The sequence below is a fragment of the Streptomyces sp. NPDC002104 genome, from assembly GCF_053593795.1.
The window spans coordinates 13,317-28,831 of record NZ_JBSFDF010000046.1 but is presented as its reverse complement, the minus strand read 5'-3'; the positions used below and the strand labels follow the sequence as shown (position 1 = coordinate 28,831).

Annotated in this window: 13 protein-coding genes; 9 read left to right on the top strand and 4 right to left on the bottom strand. The window is 73.3% G+C overall.

The genetic code is table 11. The features are described 5' to 3' along the window. Positions 1–171: 171 nt before the first annotated feature. Together acs and ACWCP2_RS29685 are read right to left on the bottom strand one after the other, a co-directional pair. Positions 172–2,127, bottom strand: coding sequence for an acetate--CoA ligase (acs, locus tag ACWCP2_RS29690; RefSeq protein ID WP_450911638.1), 1,956 nt, complete (start codon positions 2,125–2,127; stop codon positions 172–174). Between the two features lie 310 nt (positions 2,128–2,437). Further along, positions 2,438–4,891 (bottom strand): SulP family inorganic anion transporter, encoded by a 2,454-nt coding sequence (locus ACWCP2_RS29685; protein WP_450911637.1) that lies wholly within the window; start codon positions 4,889–4,891, stop codon positions 2,438–2,440. A gap of 236 nt (positions 4,892–5,127) precedes the next feature. On the opposite strand from ACWCP2_RS29685, the gene ACWCP2_RS29680 reads away from it, so the two are divergent. Next, on the top strand, positions 5,128–6,477 hold the full coding sequence (locus tag ACWCP2_RS29680; RefSeq protein WP_450911636.1) for a hypothetical protein: 1,350 nt from the start codon (positions 5,128–5,130) through the stop codon (positions 6,475–6,477). On the opposite strand, the gene ACWCP2_RS29675 is transcribed toward ACWCP2_RS29680, so the two are convergent. Beyond that, positions 6,431–7,441, bottom strand: coding sequence for an ATP-binding protein (locus ACWCP2_RS29675; RefSeq protein WP_450911635.1), 1,011 nt, complete (start codon positions 7,439–7,441; stop codon positions 6,431–6,433). The genes ACWCP2_RS29680 and ACWCP2_RS29675 overlap by 47 nt on opposite strands. Positions 7,442–7,550: 109 nt before the next feature. Between ACWCP2_RS29675 and ACWCP2_RS29670 the strand changes: the two genes are divergently transcribed. Next, a complete protein-coding gene (locus tag ACWCP2_RS29670) occupies positions 7,551–8,423 on the top strand; it encodes an oxidoreductase (RefSeq protein WP_450911634.1) in 873 nt (290 codons plus the stop codon). Positions 8,424–8,857: 434 nt separating this feature from the next. On the opposite strand, the gene ACWCP2_RS29665 is transcribed toward ACWCP2_RS29670, so the two are convergent. Further along, positions 8,858–9,727 (bottom strand): HAD family hydrolase, encoded by an 870-nt coding sequence (locus ACWCP2_RS29665; protein WP_450911633.1) that lies wholly within the window; start codon positions 9,725–9,727, stop codon positions 8,858–8,860. A gap of 491 nt (positions 9,728–10,218) precedes the next feature. Here ACWCP2_RS29665 and ssd point away from each other — a divergent pair, with 491 nt between their 5' ends. From ssd to ACWCP2_RS29630, 7 genes are all read left to right on the top strand, one after another. Next, complete coding sequence (gene ssd, locus ACWCP2_RS29660) at positions 10,219–11,472, top strand: septum site-determining protein Ssd (RefSeq protein ID WP_450911668.1); 1,254 nt, start codon at positions 10,219–10,221, stop codon at positions 11,470–11,472. Continuing rightward, on the top strand, positions 11,469–12,617 hold the full coding sequence (locus ACWCP2_RS29655; protein WP_450911632.1) for a TadA family conjugal transfer-associated ATPase: 1,149 nt from the start codon (positions 11,469–11,471) through the stop codon (positions 12,615–12,617). Before ssd ends, ACWCP2_RS29655 begins: the two co-directional genes overlap by 4 nt. Then, positions 12,614–13,498 (top strand): type II secretion system F family protein, encoded by an 885-nt coding sequence (locus tag ACWCP2_RS29650; protein WP_450911631.1) that lies wholly within the window; start codon positions 12,614–12,616, stop codon positions 13,496–13,498. The genes ACWCP2_RS29655 and ACWCP2_RS29650 overlap by 4 nt, the downstream gene beginning before the upstream one ends. Continuing rightward, on the top strand, positions 13,498–14,274 hold the full coding sequence (locus ACWCP2_RS29645; protein WP_450911630.1) for a type II secretion system F family protein: 777 nt from the start codon (positions 13,498–13,500) through the stop codon (positions 14,272–14,274). The genes ACWCP2_RS29650 and ACWCP2_RS29645 overlap by 1 nt, the downstream gene beginning before the upstream one ends. Before the next feature lie 252 nt (positions 14,275–14,526). Further along, entirely contained in the window at positions 14,527–14,742 is a 216-nt protein-coding gene (locus ACWCP2_RS29640; protein WP_450911629.1) for a DUF4244 domain-containing protein, read from the top strand. Next, on the top strand, positions 14,729–15,082 hold the full coding sequence (locus ACWCP2_RS29635) for a TadE family type IV pilus minor pilin (protein WP_450911628.1): 354 nt from the start codon (positions 14,729–14,731) through the stop codon (positions 15,080–15,082). Before ACWCP2_RS29640 ends, ACWCP2_RS29635 begins: the two co-directional genes overlap by 14 nt. A gap of 59 nt (positions 15,083–15,141) precedes the next feature. Then, on the top strand, positions 15,142–15,441 hold the full coding sequence (locus ACWCP2_RS29630; RefSeq protein WP_450911627.1) for an Rv3654c family TadE-like protein: 300 nt from the start codon (positions 15,142–15,144) through the stop codon (positions 15,439–15,441). Positions 15,442–15,515 lie beyond the last annotated feature (74 nt).

Below are 15,515 nucleotides of genomic sequence, written 5' to 3'. Positions count from 1 at the left end.
CGACCAGACTTCCCGGCGCACCCTGTGGAGTAGTTCTTTAACCGTCTAATACTTTACAGGGTGTACGCGTGGGCGTATCCGGTGATCGTCACTTTATGTGCGAAAGGGGCATCCGGCGCGCCGCGCCGGATGCCCCTTTCGTCGTGTCGTAGGGCCCTGACGGGCCCCGGCTCAGTCCTCGCTGCCCGCGGCCGGCAGCTTGCTCTGGATCAGGTCCATGACGGAGGAGTCCGCGAGCGTGGTGACGTCGCCCACCGCGCGGTTCTCGGCCACGTCGCGCAGCAGACGGCGCATGATCTTGCCCGAGCGGGTCTTCGGCAGCTCCTGCACGGGCAGGATCCGCTTCGGCTTGGCGATCGGGCCGAGCGTGGCACCCACGTGGTTGCGCAGCTCGCCGACCAGCGTGTCCGTCTCGGAGGCGCTGCCGCGCAGGATGACGAAGGCCACGATGGCCTGGCCGGTGGTCTCGTCGTTCGCGCCGACGACCGCCGCCTCGGCGACCGAGGGGTGCGAGACGAGCGCCGACTCCACCTCGGTGGTCGAGATGTTGTGGCCGGAGACCAGCATCACGTCGTCCACCCGGCCGAGCAGCCAGATGTCGCCGTCCTCGTCCTTCTTGGCGCCGTCGCCCGCGAAGTACTTGCCCGCGAAGCGGGACCAGTAGGTGTCGATGAACCGCTGGTCGTCGCCCCAGATGGTGCGCAGCATCGAGGGCCACGGCTCGGTGAGGACCAGGTAGCCGCCCCCGCCGTTCGGGACCTCGTTCGCCTCGTCGTCCACGACGGTGGCGGAGATTCCGGGCAGTGCGCGCTGGGCCGAACCGGGCTTGGTCTCGGTGACACCGGGCAGCGGGGAGATCATCATCGCGCCGGTCTCGGTCTGCCACCACGTGTCCACGATCGGGCAGCGGTCGCCGCCGATGTGCTTGCGGTACCAGATCCAGGCCTCGGGGTTGATCGGCTCGCCGACCGAGCCCAGGACGCGCAGGCTCGAGAGGTCGAACTTCGCGGGGATGTCGTCGCCCCACTTCATGAACGTACGGATCGCGGTGGGCGCGGTGTAGAGGATGGTGACGCCGTACTTCTGCACGACCTCCCAGAACCGGCCCTGGTGCGGGGTGTCCGGTGTGCCCTCGTACATCACCTGGGTCGCGCCGTTGGCGAGCGGCCCGTAGACGATGTAGGAGTGCCCGGTCACCCAGCCGATGTCGGCGGTGCACCAGTAGACGTCGCTCTCCGGCTTCAGGTCGAACACCGCGTGGTGGGTGTACGAGGCCTGCGTGAGGTAGCCGCCGGAGGTGTGCAGGATGCCCTTCGGCTTACCCGTGGTCCCCGAGGTGTACAGGATGAAGAGCGGGTGCTCCGCGTCGAAGGCCTGCGGCGCGTGCTCGGCGGACTGCCGCTCGACGATCTCGTGCCACCAGACGTCCCGGCCCTCGGTGAAGGCGGTGTCCTGGCCGGTGCGGCGCACCACGAGGACGTGCTCGACCTGCGGACACTTGGCGACGGCCTCGTCGATGGCGGGCTTCAGGGCCGAGGGCTTGCCGCGGCGGTAGCCGCCGTCGGAGGTGATGACCAGCTTCGCGTCGGCGTCCTGGATGCGGGAGGCGACGGCGTCGGCGGAGAAACCGCCGAAGACGACCGAGTGCGCGGCGCCGACGCGGGCGCACGCGAGCATCGCGACGACCGCCTCGGGGATCATCGGCAGGTAGACGGCGACCCGGTCGCCGGCCTGTACGCCCAGCTCGGTCAGGGCGTTCGCGGCCCTGGAGACCTCGTCCTTGAGCTCGGCGTAGGTGATCGAGCGGCTGTCGCCGGGCTCGCCCTCGAAGTGGATGGCCACCCGGTCGCCGTTGCCGGCCTCGACGTGGCGGTCCACGCAGTTGTACGCGACGTTCAGCTTGCCGTCCGCGAACCACTTCGCGAAGGGCGGGTTGGTCCAGTCGAGCGTCTCGGTGGGCTCGGTGGCCCAGCTCAGGCGGCGCGCCTGCTCGGCCCAGAAGCCCAGCCGGTCCGCATCGGCCTGTGCGTACGCAGCCTCGGTCACATTGGCGGCGGCGGCCAGATCGGCGGGCGGTGCGAACCGCCGCTCCTCCTTGAGCAGATTGGCCAGGCTTTCATTGCTCACGACGCATCTCCCTTTCCCAGGGTGTCCGTTGTGTCCCCGGTTGTGTCCCCGGGCATAGCTCATCAGTCAATGGCCCGGGTGACAAGAGGTTGCCGGGAATTGGTGTAGACCTATTACCCGCCCGTGCCCACGCACGAGTGGCCCCCTCCCGCTGCAGGGAGCGGAAGGGGGCCACCCAGTGGCACGGATACGGGAGGGTATCGGTTCAAAGATCCCGCGGAACACCCCGCGGACGGTCCCGCGGGCGGGTGCTACCCGTTCAGCCGCGCGGCCCGTTCAGCCGGGCAGTCCGTTCAGCCGCGCGGCCCGTTCAGCCGCGCACCGCGCCCGCGCCCACGGTGTCGAAGACCCGGCAGTCGAAGAAGTCCTGCCCCTCCGACAGCAGGTAGGCCTGGGCCTCCCCGACGTGGAAGTACATCCCGTGCAGCTCCAGCGTGCCTTCGGCGAGCCGCCGGGCCACCGATTCGTGGGCCTTCAGGTGCTCCAGCTGCTGTACGACATTGGTCAGGCAGAGCTGCTCCACGGCGTCCGCCGGGAGCCTCCCGGAGATCCGCGCCCAGGCGTGATGACGGCTGGCCATCCGCTCCAGGCTCGGCAGCCCGTGCCGCAGCCACCTGCGCAGCGGGGTCATGGGCGCCCCGGGCGCGGAGTTGAGCAGCGCCTGCATGGCCCCGCACCCCGAATGCCCGCACACCGTGATGCTGTCCACCTGCAGGACGTCCACGGCGTACTCGATGGCCGCCGCGACGGAGTCGTCCGTGGACTCGGCCCCCGGGAGCGGGACGAGGTTGCCGACGTTGCGGACCGTGAACAGGTCACCGGGGCCGCTGGCCGTGATCATGCTGGTCACCAGGCGGGAGTCCGCGCAGGTGAGGAAGAGCTGCGAGGGCCGCTGCCCCTCCCGGGCCAGCCGGGCCAGTTCCTCGCGCACGTGCGGGGCGGTGTCCCGCTGGAAGGCGCTGATCCCGTTGGCCAGTTGACCGGCGCCGCGCCCGCGGGGCCCGGCCTGCGCGGCGGGGACCGGGGCCGGGACGGAGGGTGTGGCCGGGCTCGCGTCCGCCGCGTCCGCTGCGTCCACCGCGTGCGTGGTGTCCGTGGTGTCCGTACGGGCCGCCGTGCCGCGGTGGTCGCAGTGGTTCTGCCAGGGGGTCCAGGGCCGGCAGCACTGGTGGTCCCCGCGCTGTGCACCCCGATCGGCACCCCGCTCGGCGCGCTCGGCCCGCTGGGCCTGCTCCGCCTCGGCGATCCGTGCTCCCGACCGGCCGGTGACCTCCAGCGAGCCCCCGTGGGCCAGGTGGGCGTCCTGCCAGTCCTGGAGGGTCTCGTAGGCGGCGTGGTCCATGAACGAGCCGTCCAGCTCGATCACGGCGTGCGCGTGGTGCGGGATCTGGTTCAGCACCCGGCTCAGCCGCGGCACCGCCAGGAAGGTCAACTGCCCGCGGGCCCATACCCGGTGGACCCCGCTGTCGAGCTGCTCGACGGTGATCCGGGTCCGGGCCAGGCGGTGCAGTGCCAGGGCGACGGCCATCGCGATGCCGATGGCGACGCCCTCCAGGACCCCGCCGAGGACCACGGCCACGATGGTCGTGGCGTAGACGAGGATCTCGCGGTGCCGGGTGACGGTGCGCAGGTGCGTGGCATTCACCATCTGCACGCCCACCGCCATCACCAGCGCGGCGAGCGCGGCGAGCGGGATCAGGTCGAGGGCCGGGACGAGCAGCCCGGCGGCGAGCAGGATCCACAGCCCGTGCAGCATGGCCGAACGGCGGCTGACGGCACCGGCTTTGACGTTCGCCATGCTGCGGACGGCGCCGCCCGCGACGGGCAGACCGCCCAGCGCCCCGGAGACGATGTTCGCGGCGCCCTGGCCGCGCAGTTCGCGGTTGAGGTCGGCCCGTGCGGGGCGCCTCCCGGTGCCCCGCTGGGTGGCGGTCAGCTTGTCCGTGGCCACGGCCGAGAGCAGGGACTCCACACTGCCGACCAGGGTGATGGTCAGGACGGCGGCGATGATGCCGAGGACCGGGCCCTCCGGCAGTTCGGGCAGCGCGTGGCTGCGCCAGGACGGCAGGTCCACGCGGGGCAGGCTGAGCCCGGCGAGGGCGGCGACGGCCGTGGCGACGGCGACGGCGGCCAGCGCGGCGGGCACCTTGCGCAGGTTCCGCCCGGCGCGGCCCGGCAGCCGCGGCCAGCACAGCAGGACGGCCAGGGTGAGCACGCTGACACCGAGCGCGGCGGGATGCAGATCGGCCAACTGGTCGGGAAGTCCGCGGACATTGGCCAGGGCGGAGCTCTGCGGGGTGCCGCCGAGCACGATGTGCAGCTGCGCCAGCGCGATGGTCACGCCGACACCGGCGAGCATCCCGTGGACGATCGCCGGGCTGACCATCAGCGCGGACCGGGCGGTCCGCAGTGCGGCGAGGCCGAGCTGGCACAGGCCGGCGAGCACGGTGATGGCACAGGTGGTGCGCCAGCCGTAGTGCTGGATCAACTCGGCGGTGACCACGGTGAGTCCGGTCGCGGGGCCGCTCACCTGGAGCGGTGTTCCGCCGAGCCGTGCGGCCACGATCCCGCCGGCCGCGGCGGCGACGAGCCCCGCCTGGAGCGGGGCGCCGGTGGCCAGGGCGATGCCGAGGGAGAGCGGCAGGGCGATCAGGAAGACGGCGACGGAGGCGGAGAGGTCGGCGTGGAGGCCGCCCGGGAGGCCCTTGGCGGCGGGCGGGGAGGGCGCGGAGGGAGGGGAAGTGGGGGAGGTGGTGGCTGTCATGGGTCCCGTCTCCTCGGGGGGAGGGATGAAGCGGCGGGATTCTCAACACTCGGTAAACGAACGGTAATGGAGAGTAAAGCTCTGTGGGGGGCAATGCGGGCAAACGGCCTAGGAATTAGCGCTCACGAGTGATTAGGCATTTAGTCCGGCTTGTCACACCTTCCTAAAAACGGACCGCATGGGACGTTGCGGCGCGGAAGTCCTGCGATGGAACTGCGAGGGAAGAGGTGCGGCGGATGACTGCCACCACGAAGAGGCCCGCCACGAGGAAAACCGCCGGGAAGAAGATCGCCGGCGGCCTGGTCGCCACGGCGCTGGTCCTGGGGGTGGCCGGGTGCAGCACCTCGGAGCCCGCCGGCCGCCCGGCCCCCGGAGGTCAGGCGGCCAAGAAGGGCGCGCCCGCGCCGGAGGGCCCGGCCCCGGGCAGCGTCAAGCGGCTCATCGGGGACGGCTCGACCGCGTACACGGGGCTGCAGCCGAACGTACAGAAGGCGCAGAAGCTGAAGCCCGGCGAGAAGCCGCCGCAGTTCGTCGTGTATTCGTGGGACGGCGCGGGAGAGGACAGCCAGAAGCTCTTCTCGCATTTCCGTGAGGTGGGCAAGAAGTACAACGCCCGTATGACGTACTTCCTCAGCGGCGTGTACATGCTCCCGGAGGAGAAGCGTTCCCTCTACACGGCGCCCCAGCACTCCGCGGGCCGCTCCGACATCGGCTTCGGCGACCCCCAGGGCATCAAGGACACCGCCGAGCAGGTGCGCGGGGCCTGGCTGGAGGGCAACGAGATCGGCACCCACTTCAACGGCCACTTCTGCGGACCCGAGGGCGGCGTCGGGACCTGGTCGGTCGAGGAGTGGAAGAGCGAGATCAACCAGGCGAAGTCGTTCGTCAAGAACTGGAAGACGAACTCGCCCGCGCTGGCGGGCATGGAGGCGCTCCCGTTCGACTACGACAAGGAGATGATCGGGGCCCGCACCCCCTGCCTCGAAGGCCAGAAGAACTTCATGCTGGCGGCCAAGGAGATGGGCGGCTTCCGCTACGACTCCAGCGGCATCAGCAAGCAGATCTGGCCGAAGAAGACGGACGGCCTCTGGGACATCCCGCTCCAGCTGGTCCCCATGCCGGGCCGCGCCTTCGAGACGCTCAGCATGGACTACAACTACCTGGTCAACCAGTCCGGTACGACCACGCAGGGCGACCCCTCCCAGCACGCGTACTGGGGCGAGCAGATGCGCGACGGCCTGGCCAAGGCCTTCGAGCGGACCTACCAGGGCAACCGCGCGCCGCTGATCATCGGCAACCACTTCGAGTCCTGGAACGGCGGCACCTACATGCACGCCGTCGAGGACTCCATCAAGACCATGTGCACGCAGAAGGACGTCCGCTGCGTGCCCTTCCGCGAGCTGGTGGACTGGCTCGACGCCCAGGACCCGAAGACCCTGGAGTGGATGCGCACCCTCGACGTCGGCGAGGCGCCGAAGGAGGGCTGGAACAAGTTCCTGACGGCGGGGCCGCCGGCCAAGCCGGCCGCCCCCGCCGGGGTCAAGCCGGCTGCGGAGCCGGCTGGAGCGAGTCAGAACGAGGAGTGAGCAGTTCCCGTAGGACGAAACCGGGGTCGACCTGCTCCGCCAGGTCGATCCCGGTCTTCGCGTTGCCCCAGCTCTCGGCGTTGCGCAGGTGGAAGTGGACCATCTGCTCGGTGTACCGCTCCCAGTCGCGGTGCGCGTAGGAGTCGTCCGCGGCGTCCTGCAGCGCCTGCAGGGCCAGCCGGTTGGTGGCCTCCAGCAGCTCGAAGGCGGCCGGGCGGCCCTTCTCCATCGCCCGTACCCAGTCCGACTGCCCGACGGTGACCAGCAGGTCCTCACCGGCCTCGTCCTGGAGGAACTCGATGTCCTCCGGGCCCTGCACCTTGTTGCCGACGACCTTGAGCGTGATCCCGAAGTCCCGCGCGTACTCCTTGTACTGGCGGTAGACGGAGACGCCCTTGCGGGTCGGTTCCGCGACGAGGAAGGTCACGTCGAAGCGGGTGAACATGCCGGAGGCGAAGGAGTCGGAGCCGGCCGTCATGTCGACCACGACGTACTCGTCCGGGCCGTCGGCGAGGTGGTTGAGGCACAGCTCGACCGCGCCGACCTTGGAGTGGTAGCAGGCCACGCCCAGGTCGGACTCGGTGAACGGCCCCGTCGCCATCAGCCGTACGGGCTCCCCGTCGAGGGTCAGCGTGCGCGCGCAGGCGTCGTAGACGGGGTTGTCCTCGTCGACCCGCAGCAGGCGGGAGCCGGTGCCGGGCGGAGTCGTCTTGATCATCGTGTCGGCGGAGGCGATGCGCGGGTTGGAGCCCCGCAGGTACTCCTTGATGAGGGGCAGGTGCGCGCCCAGCGCCGGCAGCGATGCCGCGTCGGCCTCGCTGAGGCCGAGCGCGGTGCCCAGGTGCTGGTTGATGTCGGCGTCCACCGCGACGACACGGGCTTCATTGGAGGCGAGGTGGCGGATGAAAAGGGAGGACAGCGTGGTCTTGCCGCTGCCGCCCTTCCCCACGAAAGCGATCTTCATGTTCACGAAGGGTAGTGGGTCGGTGGCTGTGGGTGGTGCGCCTGAGTGAAGAAGACCACTCCAAGGAGGGGTCGGTGCTATGGGGGAGCAGTGCGTAGGCTCCTTACTTATGAGTAGCGCCTCTGCTTCCGCCGCCTCTTCGGCCGCCTCTTCCGCCGCCTCTTCCGCTCCCGCCGACCCGCTCGCCCCGCTCGGGGGTCTACCGGGGGTGGCCGAGTCCGTGGAATCCGTACGCAAGGCCGTGGACCGGGTCTACGGCCACCGCGTCATGCGCCGCCGCGCCGTGGCGGTCGCCTCGGAGGCCGCGCTGCGCGGAGCGCGCGGGAGCGCGGCGCTGTCGGGGGCCGACTGGGCGCTGGAGGAGGTCCGGCGCCGGAGCGATTTCGGCTCGGAGCCGGAGGCCCGCACGGTGGGCGCCGCCCTGCGCCTGACGGCGGAGGCGGGCCAGCTGCTGAGCATCTGGCGCCAGTCGCCCCTACGGGTCCTGGCGCGGCTCCACCTGGTGGCCTCGGGCTCCACGGCCGACGGCGATGTCGTCGGCCGGCCGCGGCTGGCCGGTGAGCCGGTGGAGGAGCCGCTGATCGACCTGCCCCTGCCCGACGCGCAGGAGGTGGCGGGCCGGCTGGACGGGCTCTCCCGGCTGATCATCGCGGGCGGCTCCGCTCCGGCGCTGATCACGGCGGCGGTGGTGCACGGCGAGCTGTTGGCGCTGCGTCCGTTCGGTTCGTACAACGGCCTGGTGGCGCGGACGGCGGAGCGGATCGTGCTCATCAACAGCGGCCTGGACCCGAAGGCGATCTGTCCTGCGGAGGTCGGCCACGCGGAACAGGGCCGGGATGCCTACCTGGAGGCCTTCAAGGGCTACGTTTCCGGCACCGCGGAGGGGATGGCGGCGTGGATCGCGCACTGCGGCCGCGCGATCGAGCTCGGGGTCCGGGAGTCCACCGCGGTGTGCGAGGCGCTCCAGCGCGGCGCGGCCTGAGGGGTTCCGGGGCCGGACATGGGTTGCGGCGACACCGTACTGCTCTGGTGTCGCCGCTGGCATTCACGCCCAGTTACCAAGCGTCCTCGATGATTGCCCATCAGGTCGGGAGCTTTGCCCGTCACCTGGTGCGGCTGGCCCGTAATCGACGGGTCGACGTCGCGTGGGTGCTCGGCGTTCATGCTTAGGTCCGTGGGCCATACTGCGTTTTAAAGATGATCCTCTCGGATGTTCTTTGGTCTCGCGGGCCTTGACTCCTTTGTACTCCGCTTCGGAGTGGAGCGAAACCCCTGGCCACATTTCTTTGCTTTCCGGTGCGAAGTCGGGTGTATCGGACACCTGGTGTTCGCGCAGGTCAGCGGGGCGGCAGTCGGGTCGGCGGCCCGGCCGGCGGGGCGGCCGGCGGGGCGGTCAGCGGGGCGTTCGGCGGGCGGTCAGCGGGTCGCGGCGGCGGCCAGTGCGCGGCGTCGGCTCGCGTACCAGACCAGTCCGGCGGTGGCTGCGGCCGCGCCCACCGCGGCGGCGGCGACCAGCGCCGGCCGCGCCGGCATCGACAGTCCCGGCAGCCGCTGCTTGAGCCGTACCGGCCGGTTGAACACCAGCACCGGCCACTCGCGCGCCACGGCCTCACGCCGCAGGGCCCGGTCGGGGTTGACCGCGTGCGGGTGCCCGACCGCCTCCAGCATCGGAATGTCGGTGACCGAGTCGCTGTACGCGTAGCAGCGCGCGAGATCGTACCCCTCGGACTCCGCGAGTTCCCGTACGGCCTCCGCCTTGGTGGGGCCGTAGGCGTAGTACTCGATCTCTCCGGTGAAGCAGCCGTCCTCGCCCACGACCATGCGGGTGGCGACGACCCGGTCGGCGCCCAGCATCTCGCCGATGGGCTCGACGACTTCGGCTCCGGAGGTGGACACGATCACCACGTCGCGGCCCGCGGTGTGGTGGGCCTCGATGAGGGAGGCGGCCTCGTCGTAGATCAGCGGGTCGATGAGGTCGTGCAGGGTCTCGGCGACGATCTCCCGGACCTGCTGCACGTTCCACCCCTTGCAGAGGGCGGACAGGTACTCCCGCATCCGCTCCATCTGATCGTGGTCGGCGCCGCCGGCCAGATAGATGAACTGCGTGTAGGCGGTGCGCAGCACGGCCCTTCGGTTGATCAGGCCGCCCTGGTAGAAGGACTTGCTGAACGTCAGAGTGCTCGACTTCGCAATGACCGTCTTGTCCAGGTCGAAGAAGGCTGCGGTGCGAGGCAAGGAGTGCGGCAAGGGCTGATTTTCCACGACCCGAGCATATGCGCCCACCATTCGGCGTAAGGTGCGGCGCGTGGGTTTGCCTGAGAAGCCTCTCGGGTACACCATGGAAGTCACGGATCGTTCGCGACCGTGCTAACCCGGTCTGGCTCCTCCCCCCCCGAGTCGGACCGTGGGGACGACCCCCGCTCTCCCCCCCGGCGGGGGTCGTCGCATGTCCGGACGCGGTTCGCGTCCCTGCTTTCGACCCCAAGTGATCACTCCTCAGGCCTCCTTCCCTTCGAGGGGCCTGCGCGTCGAAGGCCCTCACCCTCCTGAACTCGTCACGGTGCGTAGTCGTTCCGGCGCGCTCCGGAACTCACCTGTTGGGGTGAGCGAGTTATTCACAATGGGGCGGGCGTCCACGGTTTTCGAGCAAGATCCACTTCTTTTTCCCGATCCCGTCACGGTGATTCCGGCCGCGAAGTCCGCGGCGCTGGATTTGCGGTGAGAAGGAGTCGGAGATCGTGGCTGGATCTAAGTCGTGTGAAGTCCGGGATCTGGTGGTGGACGGCGGGGGCGGGCCGAATCCCCGGGCCGGCGGGCCTGTGGCCGCCGGTGGACGGCCGCTGATCATCACCGAGGACCCCCTGCTGCTCGACGACCTGCTGCGGCTGTGCGCCGCCGCGGGGGCCGAACCCCATGTGCACCACGCGGTGCCCGAGCAAAGCGGAGCCGGCCGTGAGGGCGGCGACGCGCGGGGGGACGGGAGGGGCGGGGGAGCCGCCGGGATCTCGGGGGCCGCGGAGGCCGCGGGGGCAGCGGGCGTCGCGGGGGTCTCCGGCGGAGCGGGCGTCGCGGGTGTCGCGGGTGTCGGCTGGGAGACGGCGCCGCTCGTCCTCGTCGGCGACGATGCCGCCCGCCGGGTGCGCGGTGCGCCCCGGCGGCCCGGGGTCTTCCTCGTCGGCCGGGACCTCGACGATCCCCACGTGTGGCAGCGGGCGGTGGAGATCGGCGCCGAGGAGGTGCTGACCCTCCCCGACGCCGAGGGCCTGCTCGTCGACCGGATCGCCGATGTGGTGGAGGGGGCCGGGCGGCCCGCCCTCACCGTCGGGGTGATCGGGGGCAGCGGCGGGGCCGGAGCCTCCACCCTCGCCTGCGCCCTGGCCCTGCGGGCCGCCCGCGCCGGGGAGCGGACCATCCTCATCGACGGCGACCCCCTCGGCGGCGGCATGGACGTCCTCCTCGGAGGGGAAGCCGCCGAAGGACTGCGCTGGCCCGACTTCGCCGCCTCGCGCGGCCGCGTCGGCGCCGGAGCACTGGCCGAGTCCCTGCCCGAGCTGCACGCCCTGCGGGTGCTCAGCTGGGACCGAGGGGACCGCGTGGTGGTGCCGCCCGCCGCGATGCGCTCGGTGGTGGCCGCCGCGCGGCGCCGGGGCGGGGTCGTCGTGGTCGACCTGCCGCGCCGGGTCGACGAAGCCGTCGCCGAAGTGCTCGCGCAGCTGGACCTGGTGCTGATGGTGGTCCGGGGCGAGCTGCGGGCGGTGGCCGCGGCCGGCCGGGTGGCCGCCGGAGTCCGCATGGTGGCCCGGGACGTCCGCGTGGTCGTACGGGGCCCCGCCCCCGGCGGGCTCGACGCGGAGGCCGTCGCCGGACTGCTGGGGGTGCCGCTGGCCGGCGAGGTGCCGGTCGAGGTGGGGCTCCCGGGCAGGGTCGCCGAGGGCGAGCCCCCGGGGTCGCACGGGCGGGGCGCCCTCGCCCGCTTCTGCGACGGCTTCTGGCAGCGCGCGCTCGGCGCCGCCCAGGGGGTGTCGGCATGAGCGCCGTCCTCCTCGACGCGGTGCGCCAGCGGCTCGCCGAGAGCGGGGCGGATCCCACCCCGGCACGGGTCGCGGCGGCCCTGCGGGCGCAGGGCCGGCTGCTGGGCGACGCGGAAGTGCTCGGTGTCGCCGCCGAGCTGAGGTCCGAACTGGTCGGCGCGGGCCCGCTGGAGGCGCTGCTCGCCGACCCCGAGGTCACCGACGTCCTCGTCGCGGCCCCCGACCGGGTGTGGGTGGACCGCGGCGGCGGCCTGGAGCTGACCGGGGTGACCTTCGCCGACGCCGCCGCCGTGCGCAGGCTCGCCCAGCGGCTCGCCGCCGTCGCCGGGCGCCGCCTCGACGACGCCCGGCCCTGGGTGGACGCCCGCATGCCCGACGGCACCCGGCTGCACGCCGTACTGCCGCCGGTGGCCGTCGGATCGGCGTGCCTGTCCCTGCGGGTGGTCCGGCCACGCGCCTTCACCCTGGAGGAGCTGGTCGCGGCGGGAACGCTGCCGCCCGGCGGGCAACGGCTGCTGCGGGACATGGTGCGGGCCCGGCTGTCCTTCATGATCTCGGGCGGCACGGGCACCGGTAAGACCACCCTGCTCAGCGCCCTGCTCGGGCTCGTCGGGCCCGGGGAGCGGATCGTGCTCGCCGAGGACTCGGCCGAGCTACGGCCCGACCATCCGCACGTGGTGCGGCTGGAGACCCGGCCGGCCAACCAGGAGGGCGCCGGCCAGGTCACCCTCGCCGACCTGGTCCGCCAGGCGCTGCGGATGAGGCCGGACCGCCTTGTCGTCGGCGAAGTCCGGGGCGCCGAGGTAGCCGACCTGCTGGCCGCCCTCAACACGGGTCACGAGGGAGGCTGCGGCACGGTCCACGCGAATGCCGCCGCCCATGTGCCGGCCCGCCTGGAGGCCCTCGGGACGGCCGCCGGGCTCGACCGGGCCGCCCTGCACAGCCAGTTGGCGGCCGCACTGACCCTGGTGGTCCACCTCGTACGGGACCGGGCCGGCCGGCGCCGGGTCGCCGAGGTGCACGTCCTGGAGCGGGACCCGGCCGGGCTCGTGGTCACCGTGCCGGCGCTGCGCTGGGGCGCCCGCGGGTTCGTACGGGACCGGGGCTGGGAGCGGCTGCGCCCGCTGCTGGCGGGTGCCCGGTGAGCGCCGGGGCGGTGGCGGCGCCGGCTGCGGTCGCCGGCGTGCTGTGCGCCGCGGTGGCGGCCCGGGCGCTGGCCGGGGCAGACGGCCCGGCCCGTCGCGCCAGGGCGGTGCTCACCGCGGCCGGGCCGCCGGTACCGGTGGCTCCGGCGCCCTGGGAGCGGCTGCTGGCCGCGGTCCGGGTCCGGGCGGCGCGCGGCCCGGAGTGGGCCTGCCTCGGGGCGGGTCTGGCGCTCGCGCTGCTCGGCCGGTCGGTGATCCCGCTGCTCGTGGGGGCGGCGGCGGTGCCGCTGGTGCGCCGCCGGCTCCGCGCCCGGCAGCGGGAGCGCGCCCGGACGGCGCGCGCCGCCGAGGTGGTGGCCCTGTGCGGCGCGGTGGTGGGCGAGCTGCGGGCCGGTGCGCAGCCGGGCCGGGCACTGACCGAGGCGATGCGCCGCACCGTGTCGGGCCCCGGCGGGCCGGGAGCCGCGGAGACCGGGCTCCTGGCGGCCGCGGCCTTCGGCGGGGACGTTCCCGCGGCACTGCGGCAGGCGGCTCGGGAGCCCGGAGCCGAGGGGCTGGCGGCGATGGCGGCCTGCTGGCGGGTCTCGGTGGACGGGGGCGCCGGGCTGGCCGCCGGACTGGACCGGCTGGAGGGAGCCCTGCGGGCCGAGCGGGACCGGGAGGAATCACTGCGCGCCCAGCTCACAGGAGCGAGATCGACGACGGCGGTCCTGGCCCTGCTGCCGGGAGTCGGCCTGCTGATCGGTACCGGGCTGGGGGCCGATCCGCTGCGGGTGCTCCTGCACACGCCGGTGGGGTGGGGCTGCCTGCTCACGGGCGCGGCGCTGGAAACCGTGGGGCTGCTGTGGTGCGGGCGGATCGTACGGACGGGGGAGCGGTGATGGACGGCCTCGCCGTCCACAGGCTGGGGACGGCCCTGTGCCTCGCGGCGGCGGTACTGACCGCGGGGTCGGTGGTGGCCGCCCGCATCAGGGCGCGGGCGGCCCGGCGCCGGCTCACCCGCCTGCTCGCGGTGGAGGCGGCGCGCAGGCGGCCGCTCCCCGGGCCCCGGCTGCGCGCGGCATCGGCGGCCTGGGCCGGGGCGGCCGGGGCGCTGGCGGTGGCCTGGGTGCTGATCGGCGGGCTCGCGGGCGTGGCGGCCGGCTGCGCGGCGGGGTTCGCGGTCCGCAGGTGGCTCGCGCGGCGACGGCCGGCCGCGGGGGTGGACCCCGGGGAGGTGGAGCGCCAGCTCCCCTTCGCCGCCGACCTGTTGGCCGCATGCCTGACGGCCGGAGCCGGACCGGTGGACGCCGCCGAGGCGGTGGGGGAGTCGCTGGGCGGCCCGGTGGGCGACCGCCTGGCGGTGGCCGGGGCGGAGCTGCGGCTCGGCGGGGAACCCGGCGCCGCGTGGGGGAGGTTGGCGGAGATACCGGGAGCCCGCGCCCTGGCCGAGTGCCTGGAACGCTCCGCGCGTACGGGTGCGCCCGCCGCGGAACCCGTCTCCCGGCTCGCGTCGGCGCTCCGGGCGGACCGGGCGCGCCGGGCGGGGGCCCGGGCGCAGCGGGCGGCGGTCCTCGTCACGGCGCCGGTGGGCCTGTGCTTCCTCCCCGCCTTCCTCGCGCTGGGAGTGGCGCCGGTGGTGATCGGCATGGCCTCCGGTCTCCTCGGCGGGAGTTGAGGGCGGAGGGGAGAGGTGCCTGAGCGGCCGGGCGCACGGCGGAACGGCCACCTGGACGACCACCTGGACAGCCACCTGGACGGCCAGGTGAACGGCCAGGCGAATGGCCGGGCGAAAAGCGGGTGATTGGCCGGACCCAAAGGCCGGACCCAAAGGCCGGACCGATTGGCCGGACCGATTGGCCGGCTGCATTCGCCACCTGAAATGACCATCTGAGTTCACGTCAAAAAGCTGAATCAACGGGAGGTTGTCATGTCGATCAACTGGTTTCGGATGCGGGCGGTACGCACGGGACTGGCGGGACTGAGGCGGCGTGCGGGTGACGCGGGAATGTCCACGTCCGAATACGCCATGGGCACGATCGCGGCGTGTGCGTTCGCGGCCGTTCTGTACAAGGTGGTGACGAGTGAACTGGTCTCGACGGCACTCCAGTCGACCATCGGGAAGGCACTCGATGCGCCGTTCTGACCACGGATTCGTGACGGCGGAGACGGCCCTGGTGATTCCGGCGCTGGTGCTGTTCGCGGCGCTGCTGGTGTGGGCGCTGATGGCGGCCTCCGCACAGATCCGGTGCGTGGACGCCGCGCGGGCCGGTGCCCGGGCGGCGGCCCGGTCGGAGCCGGCGGACACGGCGGTGGCGGCGGCCGTGGCGGCCGCCCCGCCCGGGGCCCGGGTTGAGCTCTCGCGGACGGGTGACCTGTGGCGGGTCAGCGTCTCGGCTCCCGCCCCCGGCCCGGCCGCGCTGCCGGTGCGGCTCACCGCCCGGGCCGCGGCCCTGGCCGAGGACACCGTGGGGCCGCCGCCGTGACCGGGGTCCGTGCGGATGCGCGGGACCGGGGGTCGGCCACCGTGTGGGGAGTCGTGGTGGTGACCGTGCTGATGGCGGTGTTCGGCGGGGTGCTCCTGCTCGGGCAGGCGGTGGTCTCGCGGCACCGGGCCGCGGCCGCCGCCGACCTGGCCGCCCTGGCCGCGGCGGCGAGCTGGGCCCACGGACCGGAGGCCGCCTGTGCCGCGGCGCTGCGGGTGGCGGTGGCTCAGGGCGCGCAGGTCACCGCGTGCGTGGTGACGGGCGAGGTCGCGGACGTCACCGCCCGCGCCCCGACGGGCCCCTTCGCACCCGGGCTGCGCTCCCGCGCGGGCCCGCCACTGCCCGAGGCGCCCCGGTGAGGGCCTGCGCAGGGCCCGGAGCCGCCGCCGGGACCCGGGGCCGGCATGGGGCCGGGCCCCTCCGGATCCGCGGC

Bases quoted from the DNA above. Each gene is read 5' to 3' on its own strand.
- ACWCP2_RS29685 (WP_450911637.1), bottom strand. From the start codon at position 4,891: ATGACAGCCACCACCTCCCCCACTTCCCCTCCCTCCGCGCCCTCCCCG.
- ACWCP2_RS29680 (WP_450911636.1), top strand. From the start codon at position 5,128: ATGACTGCCACCACGAAGAGGCCCGCCACGAGGAAAACCGCCGGGAAG.
- ACWCP2_RS29675 (WP_450911635.1), bottom strand. From the start codon at position 7,441: ATGAAGATCGCTTTCGTGGGGAAGGGCGGCAGCGGCAAGACCACGCTG.
- ACWCP2_RS29670 (WP_450911634.1), top strand. From the start codon at position 7,551: ATGAGTAGCGCCTCTGCTTCCGCCGCCTCTTCGGCCGCCTCTTCCGCC.
- ACWCP2_RS29665 (WP_450911633.1), bottom strand. From the start codon at position 9,727: ATGGTGGGCGCATATGCTCGGGTCGTGGAAAATCAGCCCTTGCCGCAC.
- ACWCP2_RS29655 (WP_450911632.1), top strand. From the start codon at position 11,469: ATGAGCGCCGTCCTCCTCGACGCGGTGCGCCAGCGGCTCGCCGAGAGC.
- ACWCP2_RS29645 (WP_450911630.1), top strand. From the start codon at position 13,498: ATGGACGGCCTCGCCGTCCACAGGCTGGGGACGGCCCTGTGCCTCGCG.
- ACWCP2_RS29640 (WP_450911629.1), top strand. From the start codon at position 14,527: ATGTCGATCAACTGGTTTCGGATGCGGGCGGTACGCACGGGACTGGCG.
- ACWCP2_RS29635 (WP_450911628.1), top strand. From the start codon at position 14,729: ATGCGCCGTTCTGACCACGGATTCGTGACGGCGGAGACGGCCCTGGTG.